General features: G+C 71.0%; 20 protein-coding genes and 1 tRNA gene. 6 read left to right on the plus strand and 15 right to left on the minus strand.

What is annotated here, in order from left to right; genetic code table 11:
* The first annotated feature begins 118 nt into the window (after positions 1 to 118).
* On the plus strand, positions 119 to 1,702 hold the full coding sequence (locus tag CED_RS06755) for an MFS transporter (RefSeq protein WP_035909289.1): 1,584 nt from the start codon (positions 119 to 121) through the stop codon (positions 1,700 to 1,702).
* Positions 1,703 to 1,727: 25 nt separating this feature from the next.
* Here CED_RS06755 and CED_RS06760 read toward each other — a convergent pair whose 3' ends face one another.
* The 7 genes from CED_RS06760 to CED_RS06790 all read right to left on the minus strand — a co-directional run bounded on the left by CED_RS06760 (position 1,728) and on the right by CED_RS06790 (position 10,700).
* Positions 1,728 to 2,606, minus strand: a complete 879-nt coding sequence (locus CED_RS06760; RefSeq protein ID WP_235186940.1) for an acyl-CoA thioesterase II — start codon at positions 2,604 to 2,606, stop codon at positions 1,728 to 1,730.
* Between the two features lie 288 nt (positions 2,607 to 2,894).
* Positions 2,895 to 3,299, minus strand: a complete 405-nt coding sequence (locus CED_RS06765) for a VOC family protein (RefSeq protein WP_011438351.1) — start codon at positions 3,297 to 3,299, stop codon at positions 2,895 to 2,897.
* Between the two features lie 162 nt (positions 3,300 to 3,461).
* Positions 3,462 to 4,592 carry a family 43 glycosylhydrolase gene (locus tag CED_RS06770; protein WP_035909291.1) on the minus strand — a complete coding sequence of 377 codons (1,131 nt, stop codon included), beginning with the start codon at positions 4,590 to 4,592 and terminating at the stop codon, positions 3,462 to 3,464.
* 72 nt (positions 4,593 to 4,664) lie between these two features.
* Positions 4,665 to 6,245, minus strand: coding sequence for a SulP family inorganic anion transporter (locus CED_RS06775; RefSeq protein ID WP_035909293.1), 1,581 nt, complete (start codon positions 6,243 to 6,245; stop codon positions 4,665 to 4,667).
* A gap of 110 nt (positions 6,246 to 6,355) precedes the next feature.
* Positions 6,356 to 7,171: a DUF305 domain-containing protein gene (locus tag CED_RS06780; protein WP_035909296.1), complete on the minus strand. Its 816-nt coding sequence runs from the start codon at positions 7,169 to 7,171 to the stop codon at positions 6,356 to 6,358.
* Positions 7,172 to 7,211: 40 nt separating this feature from the next.
* On the minus strand, positions 7,212 to 8,702 hold the full coding sequence (locus CED_RS06785) for an FHA domain-containing protein (protein ID WP_035909297.1): 1,491 nt from the start codon (positions 8,700 to 8,702) through the stop codon (positions 7,212 to 7,214).
* Positions 8,703 to 8,915: 213 nt separating this feature from the next.
* Positions 8,916 to 10,700 carry a glycoside hydrolase family 15 protein gene (locus CED_RS06790; RefSeq protein WP_011438346.1) on the minus strand — a complete coding sequence of 595 codons (1,785 nt, stop codon included), beginning with the start codon at positions 10,698 to 10,700 and terminating at the stop codon, positions 8,916 to 8,918.
* Positions 10,701 to 11,069: 369 nt separating this feature from the next.
* Between CED_RS06790 and CED_RS06795 the strand changes: the two genes are divergently transcribed.
* Entirely contained in the window at positions 11,070 to 11,639 is a 570-nt protein-coding gene (locus CED_RS06795; RefSeq protein ID WP_023840052.1) for a hypothetical protein, read from the plus strand.
* 41 nt (positions 11,640 to 11,680) lie between these two features.
* Here the strand turns inward: CED_RS06795 and CED_RS06800 are convergent, their stop codons facing one another.
* Both CED_RS06800 and CED_RS06805 read right to left on the minus strand, forming a co-directional pair.
* Positions 11,681 to 11,878, minus strand: a complete 198-nt coding sequence (locus CED_RS06800; protein WP_006541195.1) for a hypothetical protein — start codon at positions 11,876 to 11,878, stop codon at positions 11,681 to 11,683.
* 401 nt (positions 11,879 to 12,279) lie between these two features.
* The gene (locus CED_RS06805; protein WP_011438343.1) at positions 12,280 to 13,989 is read right to left on the minus strand and encodes a dolichyl-phosphate-mannose--protein mannosyltransferase; all 1,710 of its coding nucleotides are present in this window, start codon (positions 13,987 to 13,989) and stop codon (positions 12,280 to 12,282) included.
* Positions 13,990 to 14,029: 40 nt separating this feature from the next.
* On the opposite strand from CED_RS06805, the gene rsmI reads away from it, so the two are divergent.
* Positions 14,030 to 14,944 carry a 16S rRNA (cytidine(1402)-2'-O)-methyltransferase gene (gene rsmI, locus CED_RS06810; protein WP_035732497.1) on the plus strand — a complete coding sequence of 305 codons (915 nt, stop codon included), beginning with the start codon at positions 14,030 to 14,032 and terminating at the stop codon, positions 14,942 to 14,944.
* Positions 14,945 to 14,957: 13 nt separating this feature from the next.
* On the opposite strand, the gene CED_RS06815 is transcribed toward rsmI, so the two are convergent.
* Entirely contained in the window at positions 14,958 to 15,509 is a 552-nt protein-coding gene (locus CED_RS06815; protein ID WP_023840053.1) for a YdcF family protein, read from the minus strand.
* A 169-nt stretch (positions 15,510 to 15,678) separates the two neighbouring features.
* Entirely contained in the window at positions 15,679 to 16,839 is a 1,161-nt protein-coding gene (locus tag CED_RS06820) for an ABC transporter substrate-binding protein (protein ID WP_011438340.1), read from the minus strand.
* Between the two features lie 124 nt (positions 16,840 to 16,963).
* On the opposite strand from CED_RS06820, the gene CED_RS06825 reads away from it, so the two are divergent.
* Together CED_RS06825 and rsmA are read left to right on the plus strand one after the other, a co-directional pair.
* Positions 16,964 to 17,788, plus strand: coding sequence for a TatD family hydrolase (locus tag CED_RS06825; protein ID WP_011438339.1), 825 nt, complete (start codon positions 16,964 to 16,966; stop codon positions 17,786 to 17,788).
* A 116-nt stretch (positions 17,789 to 17,904) separates the two neighbouring features.
* Positions 17,905 to 18,660, plus strand: a complete 756-nt coding sequence (gene rsmA / locus CED_RS06830) for a 16S rRNA (adenine(1518)-N(6)/adenine(1519)-N(6))-dimethyltransferase RsmA (RefSeq protein ID WP_011438338.1) — start codon at positions 17,905 to 17,907, stop codon at positions 18,658 to 18,660.
* A gap of 80 nt (positions 18,661 to 18,740) precedes the next feature.
* Here rsmA and CED_RS06835 read toward each other — a convergent pair whose 3' ends face one another.
* From CED_RS06835 to CED_RS06850, 4 genes are all read right to left on the minus strand, one after another.
* The gene (locus tag CED_RS06835; protein ID WP_011438337.1) at positions 18,741 to 19,766 is read right to left on the minus strand and encodes a tryptophan--tRNA ligase; all 1,026 of its coding nucleotides are present in this window, start codon (positions 19,764 to 19,766) and stop codon (positions 18,741 to 18,743) included.
* Between the two features lie 111 nt (positions 19,767 to 19,877).
* Positions 19,878 to 20,852, minus strand: coding sequence for a ribose-phosphate diphosphokinase (locus CED_RS06840; protein WP_035909302.1), 975 nt, complete (start codon positions 20,850 to 20,852; stop codon positions 19,878 to 19,880).
* Positions 20,853 to 21,121: 269 nt separating this feature from the next.
* The gene (gene glmU / locus CED_RS06845) at positions 21,122 to 22,732 is read right to left on the minus strand and encodes a bifunctional UDP-N-acetylglucosamine diphosphorylase/glucosamine-1-phosphate N-acetyltransferase GlmU (protein WP_084680717.1); all 1,611 of its coding nucleotides are present in this window, start codon (positions 22,730 to 22,732) and stop codon (positions 21,122 to 21,124) included.
* 217 nt (positions 22,733 to 22,949) lie between these two features.
* A tRNA-Gln gene (locus tag CED_RS06850) sits at positions 22,950 to 23,021 on the minus strand.
* 410 nt (positions 23,022 to 23,431) lie between these two features.
* Here CED_RS06850 and CED_RS06855 point away from each other — a divergent pair.
* On the plus strand, positions 23,432 to 24,451 hold the full coding sequence (locus CED_RS06855) for an acyl-CoA desaturase (RefSeq protein ID WP_035909304.1): 1,020 nt from the start codon (positions 23,432 to 23,434) through the stop codon (positions 24,449 to 24,451).
* Positions 24,452 to 24,459 lie beyond the last annotated feature (8 nt).

Genomic DNA, 24,459 nt, shown 5'->3' on the forward strand with positions numbered 1-24,459 from the left:
CAGGAGGCACGGGCTGCCATTTTGGCGTTGGTACATCGTACGGCGTAGGGTTGGCCCAGCGTTCGTACGGTGTACGAAGGCTGGAGCTGTACGAAGGCTGGAGCTTGGAGGTATTCGGGTGAGGGCAGATTCGGACGAGGGTGGTTCGGGTGAGGGTGGTGCCGTGGTCGGCAGGACCGCCGGTACCGGGGCGGGCGCCTCGCCGGAAGGTGGCGCACCGCCGGGCCGGCGGATTCCGGGCTGGGCCGTGCTGGCCGTCTGCTGCCTGGCCCAGTTCATGGTCGTTCTGGACATTTCGATCGTGAACGTCGCGCTGCCGTCGATGCAGACCGATCTCGGGATGACGGCGAGCGGCCTGCAGTGGGTGGTCAACGCCTATACGATCGCGTTCGCGGGTCTGCTGCTCTTCGGCGGCCGGGCGGCGGATCTGTTCGGTCGCCGCCGGGTGTTCGTGGCCGGGCTGGCGCTGTTCACCCTGGCGAGCCTCGGCGGTGGTTTTGCGCGGACCGAGGCGCAGCTCATCGTCGCCCGGGCCGTGCAGGGGCTGGGCGGGGCCGTGCTCGCCCCGGCGACGCTGACCCTGTTGATGACCTCCTTCGCCGAGGGGCGGGAGCGGACCCGGGCGTTGGGCGCGTGGGGCGCCACCGCGGCCAGCGGCGGGGCGCTTGGCGCGATCGTCGGCGGTGCGCTGACCGAGGTCGCGAACTGGCGGNGGGNGCTGTTCGTCAACGTGCCGATCGGCGTGGCGCTCCTCGTGGCCGCCCGGCTCGTGCTCGTCGAGTCGCGGGGCCAACTGAGCCGGCTGCGTGATCTCGACATTCCCGGCACGGTGACCGTCACCGGGGGTCTGGTGCTGTCGGTCTACGTCATCGTCCGCACCGAGAGTTCCTCCTGGACGTCCCCGGTCACACTCGGGATGCTGGCCGGGGCGGTAGTGCTTCTTGCCGCGTTCGTGGCCGTCGAGGTCACGACCCCCGCCCCGCTGGTGCCGCTGAGCGTCTTCCGCTACCCCGGGCTCGCCGCGGCGAACTCGGTCGCAGCCTTCCTCGGCGCCGCTATGTTCACGATCTTCTTTTTCCTTACCCTCTTCCTCCAGCAGGTTCAGGGTTACAGCCCGCTGCGCGCCGGGGTGGCCATGCTCCCGATGCCGCTCATGATCATCGTTGCCTCGCGGATTGTCACCCGGATGATCGGGCGGCTCGGTCCGCGGCCGATCATCGTGTTCGGTCTCGTGAGCGGAACGGCGGGTCTGCTCTGGATGTCGACGATCACCCGGGACGGCTCGTACTGGGTGCACGTGTTCGGCCCGGTCCTGATCGTCGGGCTGGGGGTGGGGTCTATCATGGTCGCGATGGTCGCTGCGGCCACGGCGGGCGTGCCGATGCGCCTGGCGGGCCTCGCGTCGGGTCTGATCAACACCAGCCGCCAGATCGGCGCGGCGATCGGCCTCGCCGCGGTGTCGACGATCGCGACCAGGCATACCGACGGCCGCCTCAGGCACGGGGCCGCGCGGCTTGACGCGCTGGCCTCCGGCTACTCCCTCGGGCTGTTCATCGGCGGCTGCGTCCTCGCGGTCGGGATCCTGGCCGCGCTGCTGCTGCCCCGTGTCCGGCGGCCCGAGCCGGAGCCGCCCCTCGGCGCGACGGAGAAGACCGCGTCCGGGGCCTCGGATGACGAGGACCAGGCACTCGCGGAGATCTGATCCATTTCTATCAGCCGTGCGGACATCAGATCGCGGATCCGCGCAGCAGCCCGACGAGCTCACTGCCCGCGCGTAGCTCCCCGTCCGGGCCGAAGACCTCGACGCGACCGATCGCCCGGCCGTGGCCCGCGTGCAGGGTACGCACCCGGAACAGATGCCAGTCCCGGACGTCCAGGTCGTCGTAGAAGGTCATATTCTGCGATAGGACAGCGACTGCCAGGCGCTTGGTGGGGGTCAGGCCGGTGACGGCCAGCAGGTCGGACAGCGGCAGCAACTCGCAGCTGTGCGCGATGAACGCCCTCCACAGGGACCGGTCCTCCGGCGCCTCGGGGATGCGCTGCCATTGGTCCAGCTGATGGGTGTCCGCTCGGGGAAGCACCCGAACTTCCCAGGGCATCATCGGACGGTCAAGGGGGCTGGCGTGCTGCGGGCCGAGGAAGTCGGACTCGGTGGAGCGCAGGCGCAGGAAGTCCGGCTCCGGGGAACGGAGCATCACGTCCGCCCGGCAGATCTGCAACGAGTCCTGCCGGAAGGTCAGGGCCAGGGAGTCGATCGACCGCCCGTGGGCCAGCCGCTCGACGTCGATCCAGACCGGTTGGCGGCAGTCGCCGGGGCGCATGAACACCGTTTGCAGGCTGTGCGTGATCTTGTTGGGGGTCATGCGCTCGGCGAGAACGATCTGCTGGCCGAGCAGCTGCGCCCCGAGGACGCCGCCGTGTGTGCTGGGCAGGCATCGGGCCGGCACCGGCGNAACANCCCCGCCGAGGTCGAGAACTGCCAGTAGTTCACTCAGAGTGCACTGGCCGGGCGCCGGCACCGCATCGACCTGATCCTGCGTGCTTGCCCGTTGCTTGGGGGCCTCGCCGGCTCGTGCGTCCGTTGTCTCCGCGGATTGTGTACCCACAGCGCACCCTTCCCGTGGACGCTCGCCAGGTGCGGATGCCGCGGACGCCCGCGCTGGACGCCCGCGCTGGACGTCCAGGTCGGGGGACCGCGACCGGTCGCTGCACTCTCTGGCGAACCGCCACACGTGGATCATGACTCCGCCCGGCGCGGAGCCTCGCGGCAAATATCGACCTGTTCGCCGCTGACCGCTGGCCGCAGTGGCGCACGCCACGTTCCATCGAGCCCATATGACCGATAAAAGGTGCTCCTTATCGGTCTGCTCGCCGATTTCGGACTGTTCCCGATCTCAGACTGCTCTGGAATCTGCTTCGAATCCCCCGTAGGGACGGGTGATGATCTCCATGCCGTGACCGGCCGGGTCCAGGAAGTACAACCCGCGTCCGCCGTCATTATGATTGATCTCGCCCGGGTGCTTGCGCTGCGGATCCGCATAGTAGGTGATCCCGGCCCGTTGGATCCGCTCGAACGCCGCGTCGAACTCCTCCTCGGAGATCAGGAACGCGTAGTGCTGCGCAGTGATCGACCCAACCGGGGCGGTGGCGAAGTCCAAGGTGACACCGTTTGCGGTGACGACTGGGATGAACGGCCCCCACGCGGCGCCGACCTCGAGATCCAGGATATCCGCCAGAAACTCGGCCGATTCCCGGTTATTCCGGGCATGCACAATAGTATGATTCAGTTCGACTGGCATATGGAACTTCTCCGTAAGTCGCTTGGTCTGTAAGGCGCTTTGTTCGCGAGTCGCTCTGTCGGCATCTCCATGGCCTCGTGGTCCTCGGTGGAGATGCCGGGAATGCCCGGATTCGGAATGTCGTAGTCCGCGAAGACGACGGGGAGCCGGCCCACCACCTGGTTATCCCATCCGGTCCTCGCCGTCTACCCGATCCTCGTGCTGCCGGCGGCGCTCGTGGGGCGGGTCACGCTCATCCGGATCAAGCACCCGTCCCCGGACGAGGGAATCGACGTGCAGCGTCACCGCGTCCCGGGTGACGTCGAGCGGAGCGACGACGAACCGACCGATCGGCAGGTAGACGCCGTCGGGTCGGGAGTCCCAGCTGTGCAGCCCCACCCACCAGCGGTCCCGCGCGTCGGTGAAGGCATGGGCCCCGCTCGGTCCGAAGCCGACCTTTCCCCCGGTCAGCATCGGTTCGCCCGCCGGCAGGCAGGGCCCGAGCGGCCCTTTGCACGACGCGGTCGCCACCACCTGCCGTCCACCGAGCGACGACGCGGCCGAATAGAGCAGATGGTGACGCCCGCGGGCTGAGATCATCGATGGTGCCGAGATCCGCCCCTGCTGCCAGGACAGGCTCGGGCGGAGCATGACGGCGGGTTCGCCGGTGAGCACGAGTCCGTCGGACCGCAGCCGCGCCGCCCACAGGGTGGGCGGCGCGCCGTGGTTCCGGTCCGAGCCGCCGCCCGCACCGGGGCTTGCCCAGGCCAGGTAGGCGCGTCCGGCTTCGTCAACGAAGGGACTCGGATCCGAGCTGCCGCCGTCCGCGGTCTGGCAGATGAAGGGCGCGAGGGAGGTGTCGACGAACGGACCGTCGGCGGAGTCGGCGGTCGCCGCGGAGATACAGCGGACGCCGAGGCCACGCACGGCCGTCGCGTAGTACATGACGAACCCGTGGCCGAAGGCGCCGACGGCAGCCGGGCCGAGGCCGCCCGCGGGGTCGGCCCAGGGCGGCAGGGCGCGCAGCGCGGCCGGCTCGATCGTCCAGCTCCGGCGGTCCCGGCTGGAGAGCACGTCAACGGTGCCGGGGGAGTCCGGGTCCACACCGAAGGCATAGGTTGTCCGGTTGCGGGTGATCAGGGACGGGGCTGAGAACTCGATCCCGGGGACGAGGACGGCCNGGGAACCCGGGCCCGGACCGGACCTGGCAAGGTACAACCCGCCTAGGACGATGATGATGACGACCACGGCGGGCTGGCGCCGGACGAAGTCGATCAGACCCTGAGCGAGCCCGGCGCCCTTCTCTCCGGCCATCCCGCCACCATCCTCAGGGCAAGTATCTGAGTAAGCATCTAATGGCAGAGTGTATTCGCGGTCAGCTCGACCTCACCGGACGCGGGTCGGTGCCGGTTCGGTCGGTGCCGGTTCCACCTGCGCCGGCTCGGCGGACAGCTTGTGCAGCAGAGCGGCACTGCGGGCGTTCACCCCGACCAGGTTCACCTGCGTGCCGCGTTCGCGGTACTTCGCGCGCACGTCGTCGAGGGCGGTGACCGCCGCCGAGTCGAGAAGGTGGGCCTCCGAGAGGTCGATGACCACCCGTTCGGGGTCGCACGCGTAGTCGAAGGCGTTCACCAGATCACTGGTCGATGCGAAGAACAGCGTGCCCTGGACGACGTAGATCCTCTCCCGGCCCTCCGGGTCGAGCACGCTGGTCACCAGCGCCAGGTTCGCGGCCCGGCGGGTGAACAGCAACGCGGCCAGCATGACGCCCACCCCGACGCCGTAGGCGAGGTTGTGGGTGGGCACCACGACGGCGACGGTCGCCACCATGACCGCGGTCTCGCCGCGGGGCATCCGGCGCAGCGTCGAGGGCTGGATGCTGCGCCACTCGAAGGTCATGACCGACACCAGGATCATCACCGCGACCAGCGCCGACATCGGGATGACCCGCACGAGGTCGCGCAGCGGGACGACCAGCATGAGCAGGAAACCGCCGGCGGCGAAGGTCGACAGCCGGCCCCGCCCGCCCGAGTTGACGTTCACCATCGTCTGGCCGATCATGGCGCAGCCGCCCATCCCGCCGAAGAACCCGTTGACGATGTTGGCGACACCCAGGCCCCAGGATTCGCGGTTCGGGTCATGCGTGGTGTCGGTCAACCGGTCCACGATCTGCGCGGTCAGCAGCGTCTCCACCAAGCCGACGGCGGTGAGCGCCACCACGTACGGGGCGATGATCCGCAGTGTCTCCCAGGTCAGCGGCACGTCGGGCACACCGGGGACGGGCAGTGAGCTCGGCAGCCGGCCCTCGTCGCCGACGGTAGGGACGGAGATGTCGAANCCGGCGGTGANGAGGGTGAGGNCCGCCACCGCCACGAGCGGCGGCGGGACCGCTCTGGTCAGGCGGGGGAGAGCCAGCAGGATAGCGAGGCCCGCGGCGACGAGGGCGTAGACCTGCCACGACTTGCCGATCACGTGCGGCATCTGCGCGGTGAAGATGAGGATGGCCAGCGCGTTGACGAAGCCGATCATCGCGCTCTGCGGGACGAACCGCATCAACCGTGCCACCCCGAGCCGGCCGAGCACAAACATCAGCAGGCCCACCCCGATGGTCGTCGCCAGCAGGTAGTTCAGGCCGTGATCGCGGACCAGGGGGGCGGCGACGAGGGCCATGGAGCCTGCCGCCGCCGAGATCATCGCCGGGCGTCCGCCGGTGAACGCGATGACCACCGAGATGGTGAACGACGCGAACAGACCGACCTTCGGATCGACCCCCGCCACCACGGAGAAGGAGATCGTCTCCGGGATCAGCGCGAGCGCGGTCACCAGGCCGGCGAGCAGTTCCACCCGGATGTGACGAACTCCCGGCCAGCGGCCGGTGCGGCGGCGGGAGTACCAGGGGCCGCTGGGGGCCGTCCGGCGAACGGAGCCCCCGGCGTCGGCGGCCTCTCGGGCGGTTACATCAGGCACGGCGGCGGCCTCCCCTGCCCTGCGACGAGGGGGCTGCCTTCCCCGAGTCCGGTTAGTCCCACCCGACTATACAAAGCCGGTTTCGTCGTGACAGTAGGTGGGTTCGCCGGTCAGGCCCGAGGCGCGCCGAGGNGTACCAGATCGCGCTGCATCTGGTCGATCTCCATTGACTGGGCGAGCACCATCGCCCTGGCCATCGCCCGTACCCGGTCCTCACCGGCGTGCATCGCCGCGTACTGGGCCATGGCCAGCCCCCCCTGATGGTGGTGCACCATCAGGGTAAGGAAGAGGACGTCGAGGTCATGGCCCCGGATCGAGGCCAGCCGTTGCAGTTCGGCGGGGGTCGCCATGCCCGGCATGCGCGCGGTGTCCCGCGGGTCGCTGGACGCGTCCTGCGCCGCACCCCCGGCCAGGCCCGGCAGGTCCATGCCGGGCATGGCGGCGCCAGGCCCGGCATGACCGTCATGCCCGCCCGAGGCGCCGTTGACGGTGCGGGAGTCCCGCATCCACCGCATCGGTGTCCCGGAGGTGGACTGGGGCCGCCCCCATCCGGACAGCCATGAGGACATGATGCCGATCTCGCGTTGCTGGGTCAGCGCGATGTCCTGGGCCACGCTGCGGGTGTCCTGGTCACCGCCGTGACTGAACTCGATCATGGCCATCTGCACGGCCTGGGCGTGATGCTCGGACATGTCCCGGGCGAAGCCGACATCGACCGACCCCTCGTCCGGTGACCGGCTGGCGAGGTTGCCCAGCGCCGCGCCGGCCGCCAGCAGGCCGGCCAGCACGGCGAGCACCATCGGCGTCCACCACAGCCGGCTTCGGGCCCAGCGGCGCCGCGGCCGCGCGTCACTCCCGCGCGCCGCATCGCCATCGCTGGCCGGCGGGTCGTTGCCGGCTGGCCGGTTGTCGTCCGTCGTCGTCATGATCCCCTCGGCTGGGCGGGTGGGTTGCCCGGGCAGGTGGTCAAACGTGCAGGTGGGAGTTGAAGACGAACGTCCGCTTGCCCACCTGCACGCGGGTGCCGGGGATCAGGGGAGCCGGCTGGTGCGGGCTCAGCGGCGTCCACACGGTCGCCTCCGGCGGGGCGATGTAGGTGCCGTTCGCCGAACCCTGGTCGGTGATGACCGCGTCCCAACCGTTGAGGGTGATGACGGCATGCACCCGGGAGACGGCGCTCTCACCGTCCTCGACCGGCAGCGCCCGTGCCTTCCCGGCCCGGACCGCATCGTCGCGGTCCGGCTGGCGGCCGATCACCAGGTCCATGTCGACGTTCATGGTCTGGCCGTCGTCGAAGACGAGGACGCCGACGGGCGGCCGGGGACCCCAGACCGTGCGGGTGTTCTGCTGGGCGAGCGACAGGCCGCACTCGGAGCAGTACGGCGCCTGCGGGTGGTTGAAGTGGCCGTTGGCGCACAGCACACCCTCGACCTGAGGCTCGCCGCTGCTCGGCAGCATCGTCGGTGCCTCGTCGTCCTCGATGAGGTCGGAGACGGTGAAGCTCTGGCCCGGGAGCTGGGTCAGGGCGTCGTGCTCGTCGTCGGTGAGGTCGTCGCCCAGACCGTCGGAGAGGCCCTCGCGGTGGCCGACGGGCCCGGCGTGGCCGTGCCTGCCACCCAGATCGCTCCCGGCACGCGGGACCGAGTCACGCTGGGCCAGCTCGGTGGGCGGATCTTCGTCGAGCTCGTCGAGCTCGTCGAGGTCGGCCGCCTGCGTCGGTTCGGCGGCGGCGCGGCGTCGATGGGCCTCCTCCTCCTTGCTGAGCAGGGGGGCGAGCGCCGGCGGGGTGGTCGGCATCGGATCGGGGGCGCGGGTTCCCGGCGTGGGGATGGGCGCGGCGCCGGTCATCGGCTCCCGGACCGGATCGAATCCGGCGAGCAGCTGCTCGGCGGAGGCCTTCGGCGCGGGCAGCGACGGCGTGTCGCTGAGCAGCAGACTCACCCCGATCCCGGGCACGGCCCCGATGCGCAGGTCAAGCGGGAAACCGAGATCGCCGAGCCCGCCGGGGAAACCCGTCGGCCCGACCAGGCCGGTGGGGCCGACGTCGATCCGGCTGATCTCGGTGGGCAGTAGCCGGTCGACCCACGTGGCCGAGTCGACGCCGGAGAGCGTCACTCCGCAGCTGCCCGTCGCGACGACGTCCATCGCCCCGTGGACCAGCGCGGCGACCCGGTCATTGACCGTGGTCAGCAGGCTGAAGTCGGGCACCCGATCCGGATCGGCATCGGCCAGCAGCCCCGCGACCCGACGCACCAGCCGGCGACCCATGGTCGACGCGGTGGCGCCCACCTCGGCAGCGACCTCGGCGCACAGCGCCAGCAGCCTGGTGGTCGTCTCGGCCGTCTCCGCCCGGCCGGCACAGGCGACGATGAGTGCGCCGGGCAGCCGGACGACCNCNCCCGTCCGATCNCCGCGCCCGGATNCCACGNCCNCCCGNAAACGGTCCAGTCCCGCCATGACCTCGCCCCTCGTATCCCGCACCCCGGAGGATCCCGACCTTGAAGGATCCCGCATTCCGAACATCGGTGCCGATCTTCAGGCTATCGGCTCCGGTGCGTGTCCTCGCCGCCTATCCTGCCGTGCCGCGCCGGCACCGGAAACCGCCTGTGGTCACCGCGCACCTGTGGTCACCGCGTACCTGTGGTCACCGCGCACCTGTCCTCGGGTCGGTCACCCCAGCGCGCGGTCGAGATGGATCGCGGCACTGATCAGGGCGAGGTGGGTGAACGCCTGCGGGAAGTTGCCGAGCGCTTCCCCGGAGGAACCGATCTCCTCGGCGTAGAGCCCCACATGGTTGGCGTAGGTGAGCATCTTCTCGAAGACCATCCGGGCCTCGGCGACCCGACCGGCCCGGGTCAGTGCCTCCACGTACCAGAACGAGCACAGGTTGAAGGTGCCCTCGTCACCCGTGAGGCCGTCGCTGCCGTCCGCGGCGTACCGGCGCACCAGACTGTCGCTGACCAGGTCCCCGCTGAACCGTTCCAGGGTCGACAGGAACCGGGGGTCGGTGGGGCCGGAGAACTTCACCAGCGGCATGCACAGCAGGGATGCGTCCATCCGTGGTGAGCCGGGGAACTCCATGTAGGCGCCGCGGGCGGGGTTCCACGCCTCGTTCTGGACGAACCGGTAGGCCCGCCCGGCGTAGTCCTTCCATTCGTTCGTCGGCCCGGGCAGGCCGCGCTGGCGCGAGATCCGGCAGGCCCGTTCGAAGGCGACCCAGGTCATCACGGCCGAGTAGGTGAAGCGCTGGCGCCCACCCCGGGTCTCCCAGATGCCCTCGTCCGGTTCGTCCCAGTGCCTGGCCAGCCAGTCGAGCTGGCGGCCCAGCGCCTCCCAGAGCTGGAAGGAGATCGGGACCTGCTTGTTGTACAGGTACACCGAGTCCATCAGCTCGCCGTAGATGTCGAGCTGGAGCTGCGTGGCGGCGGCGTTGCCGATGCGCACCGGCTTCGAGCCGCGATAGCCGGACAGCTGGTCGAGGACCAGCTCGTCCAGGTCGGCGTTGCCGTCCACGCTGTAGAGCACGTAGAGCCCGCAGTGCTTGGGTGCCTCGTGACATCGCTGTTCGAGCCAGTCCATGAACGCCGCGGTCTCGTCGGTGAATCCGAGCGCCATCAGCGCGTACACCGTGAAGGCCGCGTCGCGGATCCAGGTGTAGCGGTAGTCCCAGTTGCGCACGCCGCCGAGCTCCTCGGGTAGCGAGGTGGTCGGCGCGGCCACCAGCGCCCCGGTGGGCCGGTAGACGAGCAGTTTGAGGACGAGAGCGCTGCGTAGCACCATCTCCCGCCACCGGCCGTGATAGCGCCCGCGCCGGATCCAGGCCTGCCAGTAGTTCAGCGTCCGGGTGAACAACGTCTCCGCCTCGCCGATGATCAATGGGCGGATGGTCGAGTTCCATTCGAGCACGATGTCGGCACACTCGCCCATCGCCAGCTCGAACTCGGCGACCACGGCCGTGGCCTCGACGCGCAGCGGCAGGGCCGTGCGCAGCACAAGGGTGCCGGCGGTCGACTCGAACACCGCGCCCGAACCAGGCACCAGGGTGACGGTGTGCGGGGCCCGGCCGTAGTCGAACCGGGGGTCGCAGCGCAGCCGGAACGTGGCGGTTCCACGCACCGCTCGGGCCTGGCGGACCACGACGTGCGGTGTCTCGGTGACGTCGCTGTCCACCGGGACCATGAAGTCGATGACCTCACCGACCGCGCGGGGGGCGAGGAAACGGGTCATCAGGATGTTCGAGTCGGGGAGGTAGAGCTGCCTGGCCCGGGAGTCCGGACAGTGGATACGGAACGATCCGCCACGGTCGGCGTCCAGCAGACTCGCGAAAACCGACGGCGCGTCGAAGCGCTGCGGGCAGTACCAGTCGATCGTGCCGTCCGTGGCGACCAGGGCCACGGTACGCAGGTCGCCGATGACCGCGTGCTCTTCGATGGGCGGATAGTCGGTGTCGGGCATTCGTGGGCTCCGCGAAGCGTGACCGGCCGAGGTCGGCCGTGGGGGTTGCGGACAGGGGGGAGGATGGACCGTGTCGCCGCGGCCCGCTAGGAGCCGCCCGCGTCCTCCGACCGCCGCCGGTCGCCACGCGATTCGGTGGCAACCAGGCGAAGGTAACCCGTGGCGGAGTCCACGGGACCATCACCGGGCATAAGCCACAGTGGCCGCGGCGAGCCGGTGAACGTGCGATGCCGGCGGTGGTTCGCGGCCACATCGGTGGCTACCAGGATCGTTGGCACCGGTTCACCGGTGCGAAACGGTGGTTCCCGGCGCGGGNGTGCGGGNGTTGCGGATGCGCCCTGGTGGGGTCTCGGCGCTCGGGCCCTCACAGTGGCCACCTACGATCACGCCATGGCCGCCCACCCGCCGATCGCCGAGGACGGTCGTGCCGCGTTGGTGATGTTCGCCCGGGGTGACCGGGTCTTCCCCGTTGACGACCTCGGTGGCGGGGTCTGGTCGCGGCGCGGCACGGTACTCGCCGTCCACCCGGCCGGCCGTCGCGAACCGGCCGGGAACGCCGACCCCGTGCGGGTCGAGTCGGCCCGCGGCGTGACCCCCGTCACGGCCCGAGCGACTGTGCTGTGGGACGACGGCACCGCGGAGGTGATGGCGGAGGACCAGCTGTGCCTCGTCTACGACCAGGAGGCACCCGTCGGTATCCGGGTCGTCACGCTGCCGATGGTCGAGCCGGTGGACGTGGTGCAGCACGGTGGCCACGTCGTGCTGGTCCTGCGCGACGGTCTACTGACACCCGCCGACGTGGAGATCCTGCGCGGCAAGCTGCGCTCGGTGCGTGCGGCGCTGGCCTCCACGCGGCCGGATCCGTCGTCCGTCGCCGAGCTGCGCCGCCGGGATCTCGACCTGCTGCGGGCTCTGATCGCCCAGCTGACCGGGGGATAGCCCGACACCGGGGGGACAAGCCCGGCTCGGTGCCGGATGGCTCAGGACGTCGAGTAGGGACCGGGGCGCACCCCGGGGCCGTAGGCGTTGCCGTTCATGCCGGCTCGCGGCTGCTCGGTCATCGCCTGGCTGACCTTCGACGCGATCGCCTCCGTGAGCCGGATCGCCTGGGTCAGCGACAGGTTCAGCACGATCTCGCTGTCATCGGTCATCGCGAAGCGTACCGACACATCCGCCATGGTGGTTCCTCCCAGTCTCGGCCCGCCCGACACCCGTCTCCGGTGGTTGGAGGTCGGAGGGAGGCCCGTTTGGGCGCTCACTGCCGCACGGCCTCGGGGCATGGTGACCACCCCACCCTCTCGGATCGACTTCTCGAGCTGTACGCGACCCCCCCGTTCAAGGGCCAGGGCGGTGCTGCTAGTGGCATCCTGGTCCGACTCTTCGTGACCGTCCAACTTCGATAACCCCTGTCGCCGCGGCTGTCGCCGTTCCAGCTTGCCGATTCGTAATGGTTGCATCGCCTACGGTGGTGATGCCACGAATGGGGTGCGGAGCCGTGAGTCGGATCACGTTGAGGCGACGCCGTGGGGCCTCGTCGGGGGTCCACGGGTCGGCGCTGTGGGCCTGGTGTGGTGTCCTGTCAGATCCAGCCCGGGAACCACATCCGGGCGCGCCACGAGGAGTAGGGGATCACCTCGGCGGCCAGGATCGGGTAGAAGTACGCGAAGAGCAGCACGACGATGATCGTGTAGACCCCGACCGACAGCGCCCCGACCAGGCGGCGGGTCTCCGACGCCTCGCGCGGGCCGAGGACGAGCCCGGCCAGCGCCGTGATGGCGAGGACCAGGAACGGCAGCGACGGCAGCGCGTAGAAGAAGAACATCGTGCGGTTCGGGAACAGCAGCCACGGCACGAAGGCCGAGCCGAACCCGACCAGCACCAGGGCCGCCCGCCAGTCCCGCCGGGAGACCCACCAGGCGAGCATCGCGACCAGTGCCGCCGTGCCGACCCACCAGATCGCCGGGTTGCCCAGGGCGATGACCTCCCGGGAGCAGCCGGCCGGATCGTGGCAGCCCGAGGTCCCGTACGCCGGCGAGGAGTAGTAGTACGCGACCGGCCGCGCCATCACCAGCCAGCTCATCGGATGCGACGCGAAGGCGTGCCCCTCGTGGAGTCCCTCGTGGAACTTCAGCACCGCCATCTGGTACTTCCACCAGCCGTGCCACGCGGCGCCGAAACCGTTGCCGTAGTAGTGGCGGTAGTAGCCGCCGTCGGTGACGAACCAGCCGGTCCAGGTGGCGAGGAAGGTCACGATGGGGACGAGTACGAACGCGGCGAACCAGGCCGGGCTGTCCCGGCGCAGTGCTCCCAGCACGGGTCGGCGGGCTCCGCCGGTGCGCCGTGCTCCGATGTCCCACGCGAGGGCGAGCGCCGCGAAGCCGATGATCGTGTAGAGGGCGCTCCACTTCACCCCCATGGACAGTCCCAGGGCCGCTCCGCAGGCCAGCCGCCAGGGGCGGAACCCCAGCCGCGGCCCGTACATGTCGAGGAGGCGGTCGGCCCGGGTGGGCGGAGCCGTCGTGGTCGGGCCGCCGTCCGGGCCGGCGTCCGTACCGCCGTCCGGGCCGGCGGCCTCGTCCCCCAGGGGTGCTGAGCCGGGGCTGGAACCAACCGGTTCCAGCCGGTCGGCGAGCCGGCGGCGGCCGTCGTCCCGGTCGAGCAGCAGACAGGCCAGCGCTACGACGACGCCGGTCATCAGGAAGATGTCGAGGATCCCGATGCGGCTCTGCACGAACTCCAGCCCGTCGAGGGCGAGGAGCAGACCGGCGAAGCAGCCCAGGAGCGTGGAGCGGAACATCCGTCGGGCGGCGCGGGCGAGGACCAGGACGGCGAGCGTCCCGAACAGCGCGGACGAGAACCGCCAGCCGAGCTCCGGACTGCCGTGCGGGACCCCGGCACAGTCGGTATAGCCGAACAGGCCCTCGGAGGCGGCCATCAGCCATTTGCCGAACGGCGGATGGACGACGTAGGCCGGACCGGAACAGGTCGTCGAGTTGATCTCATACCCGGCCGTCAGCAGGCCCCAGGCGTCCTTGGTGTAGTAGACCTCGTCGAAGTAGATCCCGCGGGGCTCTGTGAGGTGCCAAAAACGCAGCAGCCCGGCGACGATCGCGACGGACAGGGTCGCCAGCCACCCCATGAGCGGCGACCGCGGCATCGGTGGACACAGCCGCTCACGCACCGAGAGCGCCCGACCGCCGGCCGGGCCGGCGGAACCCGGGCCGGTCACCCGCGCCGCGTCCCCGCGACCGGTCGCCGTCCAGGGCAGGTGAGCCGTCGTCGCCGTCACACCGATCAGGGTAGGTCCTGGCTCCTGACAGACTGGTCGGGTGTCCGGGACCCTGGTGCTGTGCGGTGCCCCCATCGGCGACGTCCGGGACGCCAGCCCTCGGCTCGGCGAGATCCTCGCCACCGCGGATGTGATCGCCGCCGAGGACACCCGCCGGGTCCTACGGCTGGCGCACGCGCTCGGCGTGACGGTGTCCGGGCGGATCGTGTCGTGCTACGACGCGGTGGAAGGCGCCCGGGCCGCCCAGCTCACCGACTACCTGCGCCAGGGCGCCACCGTCGCGCTCGTCACCGACGCCGGGATGCCCGCCGTCTCCGACCCCGGGTTCCGGGTCGTGGCCGCGGCCGCCGCCGCGGGGATGGCCGTGACCGTCGTTCCCGGTCCGTCCGCCGTCACCGCGGCCCTGGCCGTCAGCGGGCTGCCGACGGACCGCTGGACCTTCGAGGGCTTCCTGCCGCGCAAGGGCGGCGATCGGCGTGGACGCCTTCGCGACCTGGCCGGCGAGCCGCGGACGATGGTGTTCCTGGAGTCCCCGCACCGGCTCGTGGCCGGCCTGCGCGACCTCGTCGCGGCCTTCGGCGCCGACCGGCCGGCGGTGCTCTGCCGCGAGCTGACGAAGACCTTCGAGGAGATCGTCCGCGGCGACCTCGCCGATCTGCTCGGCTGGGCCACCGACGGCCGGGTCATCCGGGGGGAGTTCACGCTGGTGGTCGCCGGCGGTGCCCGGGGCCGGGCCGAGCCGAGCGGGGCCGAACCAGGCGGGGCCGGGCTGAGCGGGGCCGAACCGATCATCGACGGCAGGATCCTCGTCGCCGAGGTAGCCCGACGAACCTCGGTGGGGATGTCCCCGAAGGACGCGCGCAAGGCCGTGGCCGCCGAGTACGGCGTCTCCCGCAACGAGGTCTATGCCGCGGAGCTCGCCGTCCGGGCCGGGGACCGGGCTGGCGGGCGCTGAGCACGGTCGGCGGTCAGCAGTGGCGTTGGAGAACGAGGGCCTTGCCCAGCGCCGCCCACTCGTAGGCGATCACGTACGGCCAGGCCCGGCGGGGGGGCGGGACCCCCTGCATCCGCGTCTCGCCGTCATAGCAACGGGCGAGGCGCAGCCGGGCGCGCGTGCTCTGCGAGGTCGAGGCGACGACTATGAGTGAATGCCACCCGCGGCGTGCCGCCGCCGCGGAGGTCCACCGCGACTCGCCCTGGGTCGTCCGCGGATCGGGCGAGAAACAGATCACCTCCACCCCGGGAATGGGCCCGGGGCACGGGTCCTTCTCCGTCGGCGCCGAGACCGCGAGCACGGGTGCGTAGCCGGCCCGCGCGAGTGCGACGGCGCGTTCGAGCCGTCCCGGGCTCCCGGCGAACATGACGATCGCGTCCACCGGGGCGGGAGCATCCTGGTGCGGAAAGACGAACAGCCGGGCCGTCGCCACCGCGAAGGCCACCGTCAGGCCGCCGAGGATGCCCACCGCGGCCCGGCGGCGCCACGGCCTCGTGGGAACACGACCGAGTGGACCCGCCGTCATGTTTCCCCCTCCGCGGCCCGCGCAGGTGCCGCCGTAGAGCTTCTCAGTACCACGGCGGCACCCGAACCAACCACCGTTCACCCGCTCCGGGTGGTCCACCGCTCCGGACGGTTCACCCGCTCCGGACGGTTCACCCGCCCCGGACGGTCCGCTGGCGGCGGAGAGCCACTCACGTGGTGGGGAGTGTGCGTGAGGCCGGAGGCGTCCGAGGCTGCGTGGGCGTGGGCGTCCCCGGCGAAGTCCGAGACGCCATCCCCGGTCGGCTGGTGAACAGCCGGGGATGGGCGAACGGTGCCCGCGCCGACTCACGGGGCCAGACCGTCCGGGAGGCACCGGCCTGCCACTGCACGATCGGGATCTGGTGGCCGACCTGGAGCCCCGTCGCCTCGTCCAGCCGGAAGCGACCGAGCAACGTGGTCGTGTCGATGCCCCGGGCGGCGGCGAGCACGGAGGCATCCTGCACGCCTCCGCAGTAGCGAATGGCCCGTCCCAGGATCAACCCGGTGACGTAGGCCCAGGCCGCCGTTTCGGTCGGCGCGACGCCGTGCAGGGCGGTGAAGTCGGCGGTGAACTCCCGCGCGGTCGGGCCGGTCGCGGTCGGCTGGGTGCTCTCGGGCATCCAGCTGCCCGGCGCCAGCAGCTGCTCGCGCAGGTCGCCCAGGCTCGCGGTGGCCTGCGCGCTGACGGCCGTGGAGAAAGCGGCCGCCCGCCACGGCCGGCGCAGCAGGATGTTCGCCGCCGCCAGCTCGTCGTCCGGGCCGGCGTGGACGATGAGGATGTCGCCCGGGGGCAGCCGGGTCGCGGCGAGGGCGGCCTTGCCCGGGGGGAAGACGTGCGAGGCCACCTCGAACGACTGCGCCACCGCGGCGGCCTTCGTCACCGATGTGATCTCGACGGCGGTGTCCCCGGAGGCGAGCAGGACGACCTTGCGGGCCCGTCGATCGGCCGCCCGTACGGCGGCGAGGACCCCGCGCGGCCAGGTCGAGGTGGCCGCGGCGATGTTCACGACGTTCGGGAACGCCTGCCGGACGAAGCGCGTGGACGGGGCGCCGGTGTTGAAGACCACCCGGTCCGTCGAGGCGCAGGCCGCGAGTGCCGCCCGGTGGCCGTAGGGTCCGAGCAGGGCGTCCGGCCCCGCGGCCACCGCGGCGCGCATGGCGGCGGCCGAATCGGGATACGCGTCGTAGGCGGTGAGACTCACCTCGTCCCAGGGCAGTGGGAGGCGTTCGTCACGCGCCCACAGGGTGACCCCTCGTAGCCCGGCGAGGCCTTGGGCGGCATCGGGACCGGTCAGCGGGGTGACCAGGGCAACGGTCAACGGTGTCGTCATCGCGTGGGGTCCTTGCGCTTGCTCACCCGATTAGCGTCCCATGCCGGGTTGTCTGGCACACCCGGCGGCGGTCGTAGACTTCAGACCTCAGGAAACGAAGGGCGGGCACGAGAGGGCGGGTGAGGTGGCGCGAAACTCTGGCCGGTCGGGTGATCCGCCGCCACCGCCGGACCCTCTTCCCGTGGCCGTGGTCGACAGCCACTGTCATCTCGACCTGATGGGCACCGAAGTTCCGGCGGCGATCGCGGCGGCCCGGGCGGTCGGTGTCACGCGGGCCGTCACCGTCGGCATCGACCTGCCCACCAGCAGATGGCAGGCCGAGGTTGCCGCGGCGCATCCGGAGATCTACGCCGCCGTCGCGATTCATCCCAACGAGGCGGCCCGGGGGGTCACCGAGGAGACGTTCGCCGCCATCGCCGAGTTGGCCCGCGCCGATCGCGTGCGCGCGGTCGGCGAGACGGGCCTGGACTACTTTCGCACCCCACCCGAGGCGCATGCCGTGCAGCAGGAGAGCTTCCGGCGCCACATCGCGATCGCCAAGGAGACCGGCCGGGCGCTGATGATCCACGACCGGGACGCCCACGACGACACGCTGCGTATCCTCGCCGAGGAGGGCGCCCCGGAGAAGGTCGTCTTCCACGCCTTCTCCGGGGACACGGCGATGGCGAAGATCTGCGCGGACGCCGGGTACGTGATGTCGTTCGCCGGCAACGTCACCTTCTCCAATGCCGCCAATCTGCGGGAGGCGGCGGCCGTCGCTCCGGCGGATCTCATCCTGGTGGAGACCGACGCGCCGTTCCTCACCCCGACCCCCTGGCGGGGCCGGCCCGGCGGCCCGTACCTCATTCCGCTGACGCTGCGGGTGCTGGCCGAGACCCGCGGCGTCGGCGTCGCCGAGCTCGGCACGCACATCGCCGCGAACGCGGAGCGGGTGTTCGGGCCCTGGTAGACACCGACGCGCTGTTCTCGCCGGCTGAACTTCGGGCCCTCGCGCACGAGCTGGGCCTGCGGCCGACGAAACGGCGCGGACAGAACTTCCTCGTTGACGCGAACACCGTCCGCCGGTTGGTGCGGCTCGCCGGCGTCGGCCCGGACGACACGGTGCTGGAGATCGGGCCAGGACTCGGGTCGATGACCCTGGGGCTCGTCGAGGCGGCGAAGGCCGTCGTCGCCGTCGAGGTGGATCGCCCNCTCGCCGCGGCCCTGCCGGTGACCGTGGCCGCCCGGCTGCCGGCCGACGTCGCCGAGCGGTTGCGCGTGGTGGCCGCCGACGGTCTGCGGGTCACCCTGGCCGACCTGCCCGCCGACGTGGCCGCGCCCGGGGTGCTCGCCGCGAACCTGCCCTACAACATCGCGGTGCCGCTGCTGCTCGGGCTGCTGGAACGGCTGCCCTCGCTGCGCCGTGGGCTGGTGATGGTCCAGGCGGAGGTTGCCGACCGGCTCACCGCGCCGCCGGGCAGCCGGGTGTATGGGGCGCCCAGCGTCAAGCTGGCCTGGTACGCGCACGCCCGGCCGGCCGGCGCGGTGCCCAGACCGGTCTTCTGGCCGCAGCCGAACGTTGATTCAGGGCTGGTGGCCTTCGCCCGCAGGCCCCTGCCCGGTCCGGCGCGGCTGCGGGCGGACGTGTTCGCCGCGATCGATGCCGCGTTCGCGCAGCGCCGCAAGACCCTGCGTACGGCCCTGGCGCCCTGGGCCGGATCGCCCGCCGCCGCCGGGGACTTGGCGCGTGCCGCCGAGGTCGATCCCGGTGCCCGGGGCGAGACCCTCGACATCGCGGCCTTCTGCCGGCTGGCCGCTGCCCGCGCCGCCCGCTCCGACTGAGCCACCCGGCGCAACTGGGCCACCCGGCGCAACTGAGCCACCCGGCGCAACGGCGGGGAAGGGCGCAACGGCGGGGGAGGTCAGAGGTGCGAGATCCCGATCGCGCGCCGGACGCCGGCGAGCACCGGCCGGGCCCGGTCGCGGGCCCGCTCGGCACCCGCCGCGAGGATGCCGTCCAGCTCGCTGTCCGGGGCGATGAGCTCGGTGTAGCGCTCCCGCAGCGGTGACAGCCAGTCGTTGAGCGTCTCGAACAGGGCGTTCTTCACCTCGCCCCACCCGGTGCCGCCCTGCTCCAGACGGCCGCGCATCTCCTTGATCGTTTCTGGAGTCGCGAAGTTCTCGAGCAGAACGAAGGCCGCGGAACTGTCCGGGTCCTTCGGGTCCGCCAGCGGTGTGCTGTCGCTCACGATCCCACGGACGAGTTTCCGTAGCTGCTTCTCCGGCGCGAAGAGGGGGATTGTGTTCCGGTATGACTTGCTCATCTTGCGGCCGTCGATGCCGGGCAGTACCTTCGCCGAGCTCCCGGCCGGGAGGACCACCTCCGGGATCTTCAGGCTGAACACGTCGCCGAACAGATGGTTGAAGGAGCCGGCGATGTCGGCGGCGTATTCCACATGCTGCGACTGGTCCTGGCCAACGGGGACCACGTCGGCATTCATGATGAGAATGTCGACGGCCATCAGAATCGGATAGTTGAACAGGCCCATGTTGATGCCGGCGTCCAGATCGGGGACGCCGGCCTCGGCGTTGCGGTCACGGGCCGCCTTGTAGGCGTGGGCCCGGTTCATCAGACCCTTGCCGGTGACGCAGGACAGCACCCAGGTCAGCTCGAAGATCTCGGGGACGTCGGACTGGCGGTAGAAGATCGTGCTCGTCGGGTCGAGCCCGAGCACGAGCCACGTGGCCGCCACCGAGCGGGTATAGCTCGCCAACTCCTCGCGACTACGCACGGATGTCAGGGCGTGATAGTCGGCGACGAAGTAGATCGACTCGTAGGCCGAGGTGAGCTCCAGCGACGGCCGGATCGCTCCGATGTAGTTGCCGAGGTGCGGCTCGCCCGTCGGCTTGATCCCGGTGAGAGACACCTTCGGCTGTTGCGCTGCCATGGCAGGGCAGTCTACGGACGCGGGGCGGCCGCCGGGACGCCCCAGGTCGTTCGCCGCGGCCGTTCGCCTGCCCGCGCCTGTCTCGCGGCGGGGNGGGGATGCGAGCCTCGGTCAGGCGTCTCCGCCGAACAGGCCGGTCACCGACCCGTCCTCGAACACGGCCTTGATGGCCGCGGCCAGCAGCGGGGCGATGGACAGTTCGGTGATCTTGTCGATGCGAGCCTCGCTGGGCAGGGGCAGCGTGTTCGTGAGGACGACCTCGCTGATCTCCGAGTTCTTCAGCCGGTCGGCGGCGGGGCCGGAGAGCACGCCGTGGGTTGCCGCCGCGATGACGCCCGCCGCGCCGTGCTCCTTGAGTGACTCCGCGGCCTTCGTGATCGTGCCGGCAGTGTCGATCATGTCGTCGACGATGACGCAGGTCCGTCCGTGCACCTCGCCGACCACGTCGAACATCNTCACCTGGTTGGGAACGTCCGGGTCACGCCGCTTGTGGATGATGGCCAGCGGGCAGCCGAGCCGGTCGGTCCACCGCTCGGCCACGCGGACCCGGCCCGAGTCGGGGGCGACGACGGTCACCTCGGACGTGTCCAGCTTGGACTCGATGTAGTCGGTGAGCAGCGGCAACGCGAAGAGATGGTCCACCGGCCCGTCGAAGAAGCCCTGAATCTGGGCGGTGTGCAGGTCGACCGACATGAGCCGGTGCGCGCCGGCGGTCTTGAACAAATCGGCGACGAGGCGGGCCGAGATCGGCTCCCGGCCACGGTGCTTCTTGTCCTGGCGCGCATAGGGGNAGAAGGGCGCGACGACGGTGATCCGTTTGGCGCTGGCCCGCTTCAGCGCGTCCACCATGATCAGCTGTTCCATCAGCCAGGTGTTCACCGGAGCCGAATGGCACTGGAGCACGAAGGCGTCGCAGCCCCGAACCGATTCGGAGAAGCGGACGAAGATCTCGCCGCTGGCGAATTCGTAGGCATGGGTGGGGACGGGCTCGACGTCGAGCNCGGCCGCGACCTCCGCCGTGAGGCCCGGGTGCGAACGTCCCGCGAAGAGCATCAGATTGCGCCGGTTCTCGGTCTGGTAGGCCACCGCGTACTCCTCGGGCGTGACGGGATGATCGGGCTGGCGTGATCGGGCTGGCGGGGGCAGCCCCCGGGCGGGTGACCCGTCCGGGGGAACGGCCGTGAGGCTGCACGGTTCAACACTCGGGCATACCCGGCCCCGCCCCTGTTTGCGCAGGCGGGATGGTACCCACGTGCCCGGATCGCCGCCTGCGGACCCCGGGCGGCCGACCCGGGCGGGGCAGGTCGGGCGGTGTGCATCCCCTCGCTGGCCAGAAGGTTTGGACGGACGTCTCTTTACGTTCTGCTCCCCGCGCCGGGAATGCCAGCGATGCCGGCCTCGCCCTCGCCGGTATGCGGCAACTCACTCCGGTGCGCCACGTCACCCTGATGAGCTGGGATCGGCACGGCGGCCTCGGCCGCGGACGGTTGCGGCATTTCATCGGGATGCTCGGGATCCCCGACGCTGCCGGGGGCCTGGACGCCGGCAGCGGCGGCCGCTCGTGCCGCCGGGCTGCCGGGACGGCGGCGGGAGACCCAGCCTTCGATGATCCGTTGCCGCCCCTCCCGGACCGCCAGCGCGCCCGGCGGAACGTCCTCCCGGATCACGGATCCGGCGCCGGTGTAGGCCCCGTCCCCGACCGTGACCGGAGCAACGAGCATGGTATCGCTGCCGATCCGGACGTCCGAGCCGATCACCGTGCGGTGCTTGGCCACCCCGTCGTAGTTCACGAAGACCGTCGTGCATCCGATGTTGCTGCGCTCGCCGACCACCGCGTCGCCGACATACGCCAGATGCGGGACCTTCGTCTGGTTCCCGAGATCGGCCGACTTCGTCTCGACGAAGGAGCCGATCTTGCCTTCGCGGCCCAGTCGGGTGCCCGGTCGGAGATGGCTGTAAGGCCCGACCACGGCCCCGGCGCCGATCTCGGCCCGCTCGGCCGTGGTCCGCAGGACGGTCGCGCCCGCGCCTACCGTCGTGTCCGTCAAGGNGCATTCGGGGCCGATGACGGCGCCGCGAGCGACGTGCGTCCGGCCGTGCAGGAAGGTGTTGGGGGCGATAGTCGTGTCCGGTTCGAGAGTGACGTCGGCGTCGATCCAGGTGGTCCGCGGGTCGACGACGGTGGTGCCGGCGCGCATCGCCGCCTCGACGATCCGGTCCCGCAGCACCCGTCCGGCGGCGGCGAGCTGGACGCGGTCGTTCACCCCACCGGCCTCGCCGGGATCGTCCACGACCCGCGCGGCCACCGGCTGCCCGGCGGCGACCAGCAGCCCGACGACGTCGGTGAGGTACTCCTCGCCTTGAGCATTATCCCTGGTCAGCCGCGCGAGCGCGGTCTGGAGCGGGCCCGCTGCGAACGCGTACACGCCGGTGTTGATNTCTCGGATCGTCGCGGTGGCGGCGTCGGCGTCGCGATGCTCGACGATGGCCCGGACCGCGCCGTCGCCGTCGCGCACCACCCGGCCGTAACCGGTGGCGTCGTCGATGACGGCCGACAGGACCGTCGCCGCGGCCGCCCGGGCATGGTGCTGGGCCACCAGGGCAGTGAGTGTCGCGCTGGTCAACAGCGGGGTGTCGCCGGGCAGCACGACCACCGTGTCGCCGGGCGCCAGCTCGCCGAGCGCCGCCAGGGCCACCCGGACGGCGTGGCCCGTGCCGTGTTGGCGGTCCTGGACGACCGGGACGACCTCGGGAGCCTGCTCCGCCAGCATCGCCGCGACCTGTTCGCGGCCGTGGCCCACGACGACCGCGGTACGCGCCGCCGCGAGGGCTCCGGCCGCGCTCAGCACGTGGTGGAGAAGGGAGCGCCCAGCGATGTGGTGCAGCACCTTCGGTCTCGTCGAGCGCATGCGCTTGCCTTCGCCCGCTGCCAGGATGATGACGGCCACCGGACGTGATGATGTCACGCGATCTCCCGAGTCTTCGGACCTGGACAGCGGTGGGGCGACGGCGCCCACACTACTCGTCGACCGGAAGGCGCCGGCAGATGCCACGGCCATCCCGGGAACACGCCGGCCCCGGACCGGGAAATGATGTGGGCCTGGCCACCGCCGTGGTGATGGTGCGGCGGCGGTGCTTCCGGAATATTCTTTTCGATGGTATTACTGGTGGTGCCTGGTAGTGCTCCGCCGCCACGACTCGAACGTGGACTAAGAGAACCAAAATCTCCTGTGCTGCCGATTACACTACGGCGGACCGCGAGAAAACACGCCAACTCTACCATCGTGGGGTGGCTCGGATGGTAAAAGCCGGGCCGCCACCGGCTACCCGGCCCGCCGGCCGGCGCGGGCGGGCGTCCCGGACCGGGTTTGGCCGGCTGTCGTTCATCTCTTCGTCGCCCGACTGTCACTGACTGTCACTGACTGTCACCGACTGTCGGCTGATGGCGTTAAATGTCATTGGATGTCATTATTTGTCATCGGCTTGTCATCGACCTGTCGGTGATCGTGGTGCGCGGCGGTGCCGATCGATCCGGGTCGGGTCGGCGACGGATGGTTTGTTTGCGTGGCGGACGTGGAGGAGGGGGGACGTTGTCATGTCGGCGGGCTACCGTGGCGGATGGAGCGCCGGCACAGTGGGCCAGCCGCGACGGATGGAACGAGGCAATGACCGCTACCGACACGGTGACGCCGAGCGATAATCGGGCACCGCGGGACAACCGCGAACCCACCACGGGTCCGGTTCCCCGCCGGGCTGATCCCGCGAACAGCCGCGGTAACGCCACGCGGCCCCGCTCGATGGCGAAGGCCCACGCCGAGCAGGTCGTGATGGTGGTGACGATCGTGGTGCCGCTGGTCGCCCTGGCGGTCGCGATCCCGGCGATGTGGGGGCAGTGGATCTCCTGGCGGGACGTCGTCCTCGCCGTGGTGTTCTACGGCATCACCGGCCACGGCGTGACGATCGGCTTTCACCGTTACTTCACCCACCGCGGCTTCCGGACGTCCAGGCCGGTGCGGATCGCGTTGGCGGTCGCCGGCAACATGGCGATCGAGGGTCCGGTCATCCGCTGGGTGGCCGACCACCGGCGTCATCACGCCTTCAGCGACACCGAGGGCGACCCGCACTCGCCGTGGCGTTACGGTCCGGGGACGTGGTCGCTGATCAAGGGTCTCTGGCACGCCCACGTGGGTTGGCTGTTCGACGTCGAGCAGACCGACCAGCGTCGGTTCGCCCCGGACCTGCTCGACGATCCCGACATCATGAAGGTCAGCCGCTCGTTCGCGCTGTGCGCGTTCGCCAGCCTCGCGCTGCCCGCCGTGATCGGCGGCCTGTGGGGGGGTTCGTTCGCCGCGGCGCTGGAGGCGTTCTTCTGGGCCGGGCTGGTCCGTATCGCGCTGCTGCACCACGTCACGTGGTCGGTGAACAGCATCTGCCACGTCCTCGGCTCGCGTCCCTACCGGTCGCGGGACCGGTCGACCAACGTGTGGCCGCTGGCCCTGCTGTCGATGGGCGAATCCTGGCACAACCTGCATCACGCCGAGCCGACCTCGGCCCGGCACGGGGTGCGGCCCTGGCAGATCGACACCAGCTTCTACCTGATCAAGATGATGGAGACCGTTCACCTGGTGTGGGACGTCCGCTGGCCGGACCCGGCGCGTCTCGCGGCGAAACGCGCCACCGCCTGACCGGACGG

The organism is Frankia sp. CeD (assembly GCF_000732115.1).
GTDB classification, from domain to species: domain Bacteria; phylum Actinomycetota; class Actinomycetes; order Frankiales; family Frankiaceae; genus Frankia; species Frankia casuarinae.

Coding starts and splice junctions, on each gene's coding strand:
- CED_RS06800 (WP_006541195.1), bottom strand. CDS start 11,878: ATGGCGGATGTGTCGGTACGCTTCGCGATGACCGATGACAGCGAGATC.
- CED_RS06765 (WP_011438351.1), bottom strand. CDS start 3,299: ATGCCAGTCGAACTGAATCATACTATTGTGCATGCCCGGAATAACCGG.
- CED_RS06815 (WP_023840053.1), bottom strand. CDS start 15,509: ATGACGGCGGGTCCACTCGGTCGTGTTCCCACGAGGCCGTGGCGCCGC.
- CED_RS06820 (WP_011438340.1), bottom strand. CDS start 16,839: ATGACGACACCGTTGACCGTTGCCCTGGTCACCCCGCTGACCGGTCCC.
- CED_RS06790 (WP_011438346.1), bottom strand. CDS start 10,700: ATGCCCGACACCGACTATCCGCCCATCGAAGAGCACGCGGTCATCGGC.
- CED_RS06855 (WP_035909304.1), top strand. CDS start 23,432: ATGACCGCTACCGACACGGTGACGCCGAGCGATAATCGGGCACCGCGG.
- CED_RS06835 (WP_011438337.1), bottom strand. CDS start 19,766: ATGGCAGCGCAACAGCCGAAGGTGTCTCTCACCGGGATCAAGCCGACG.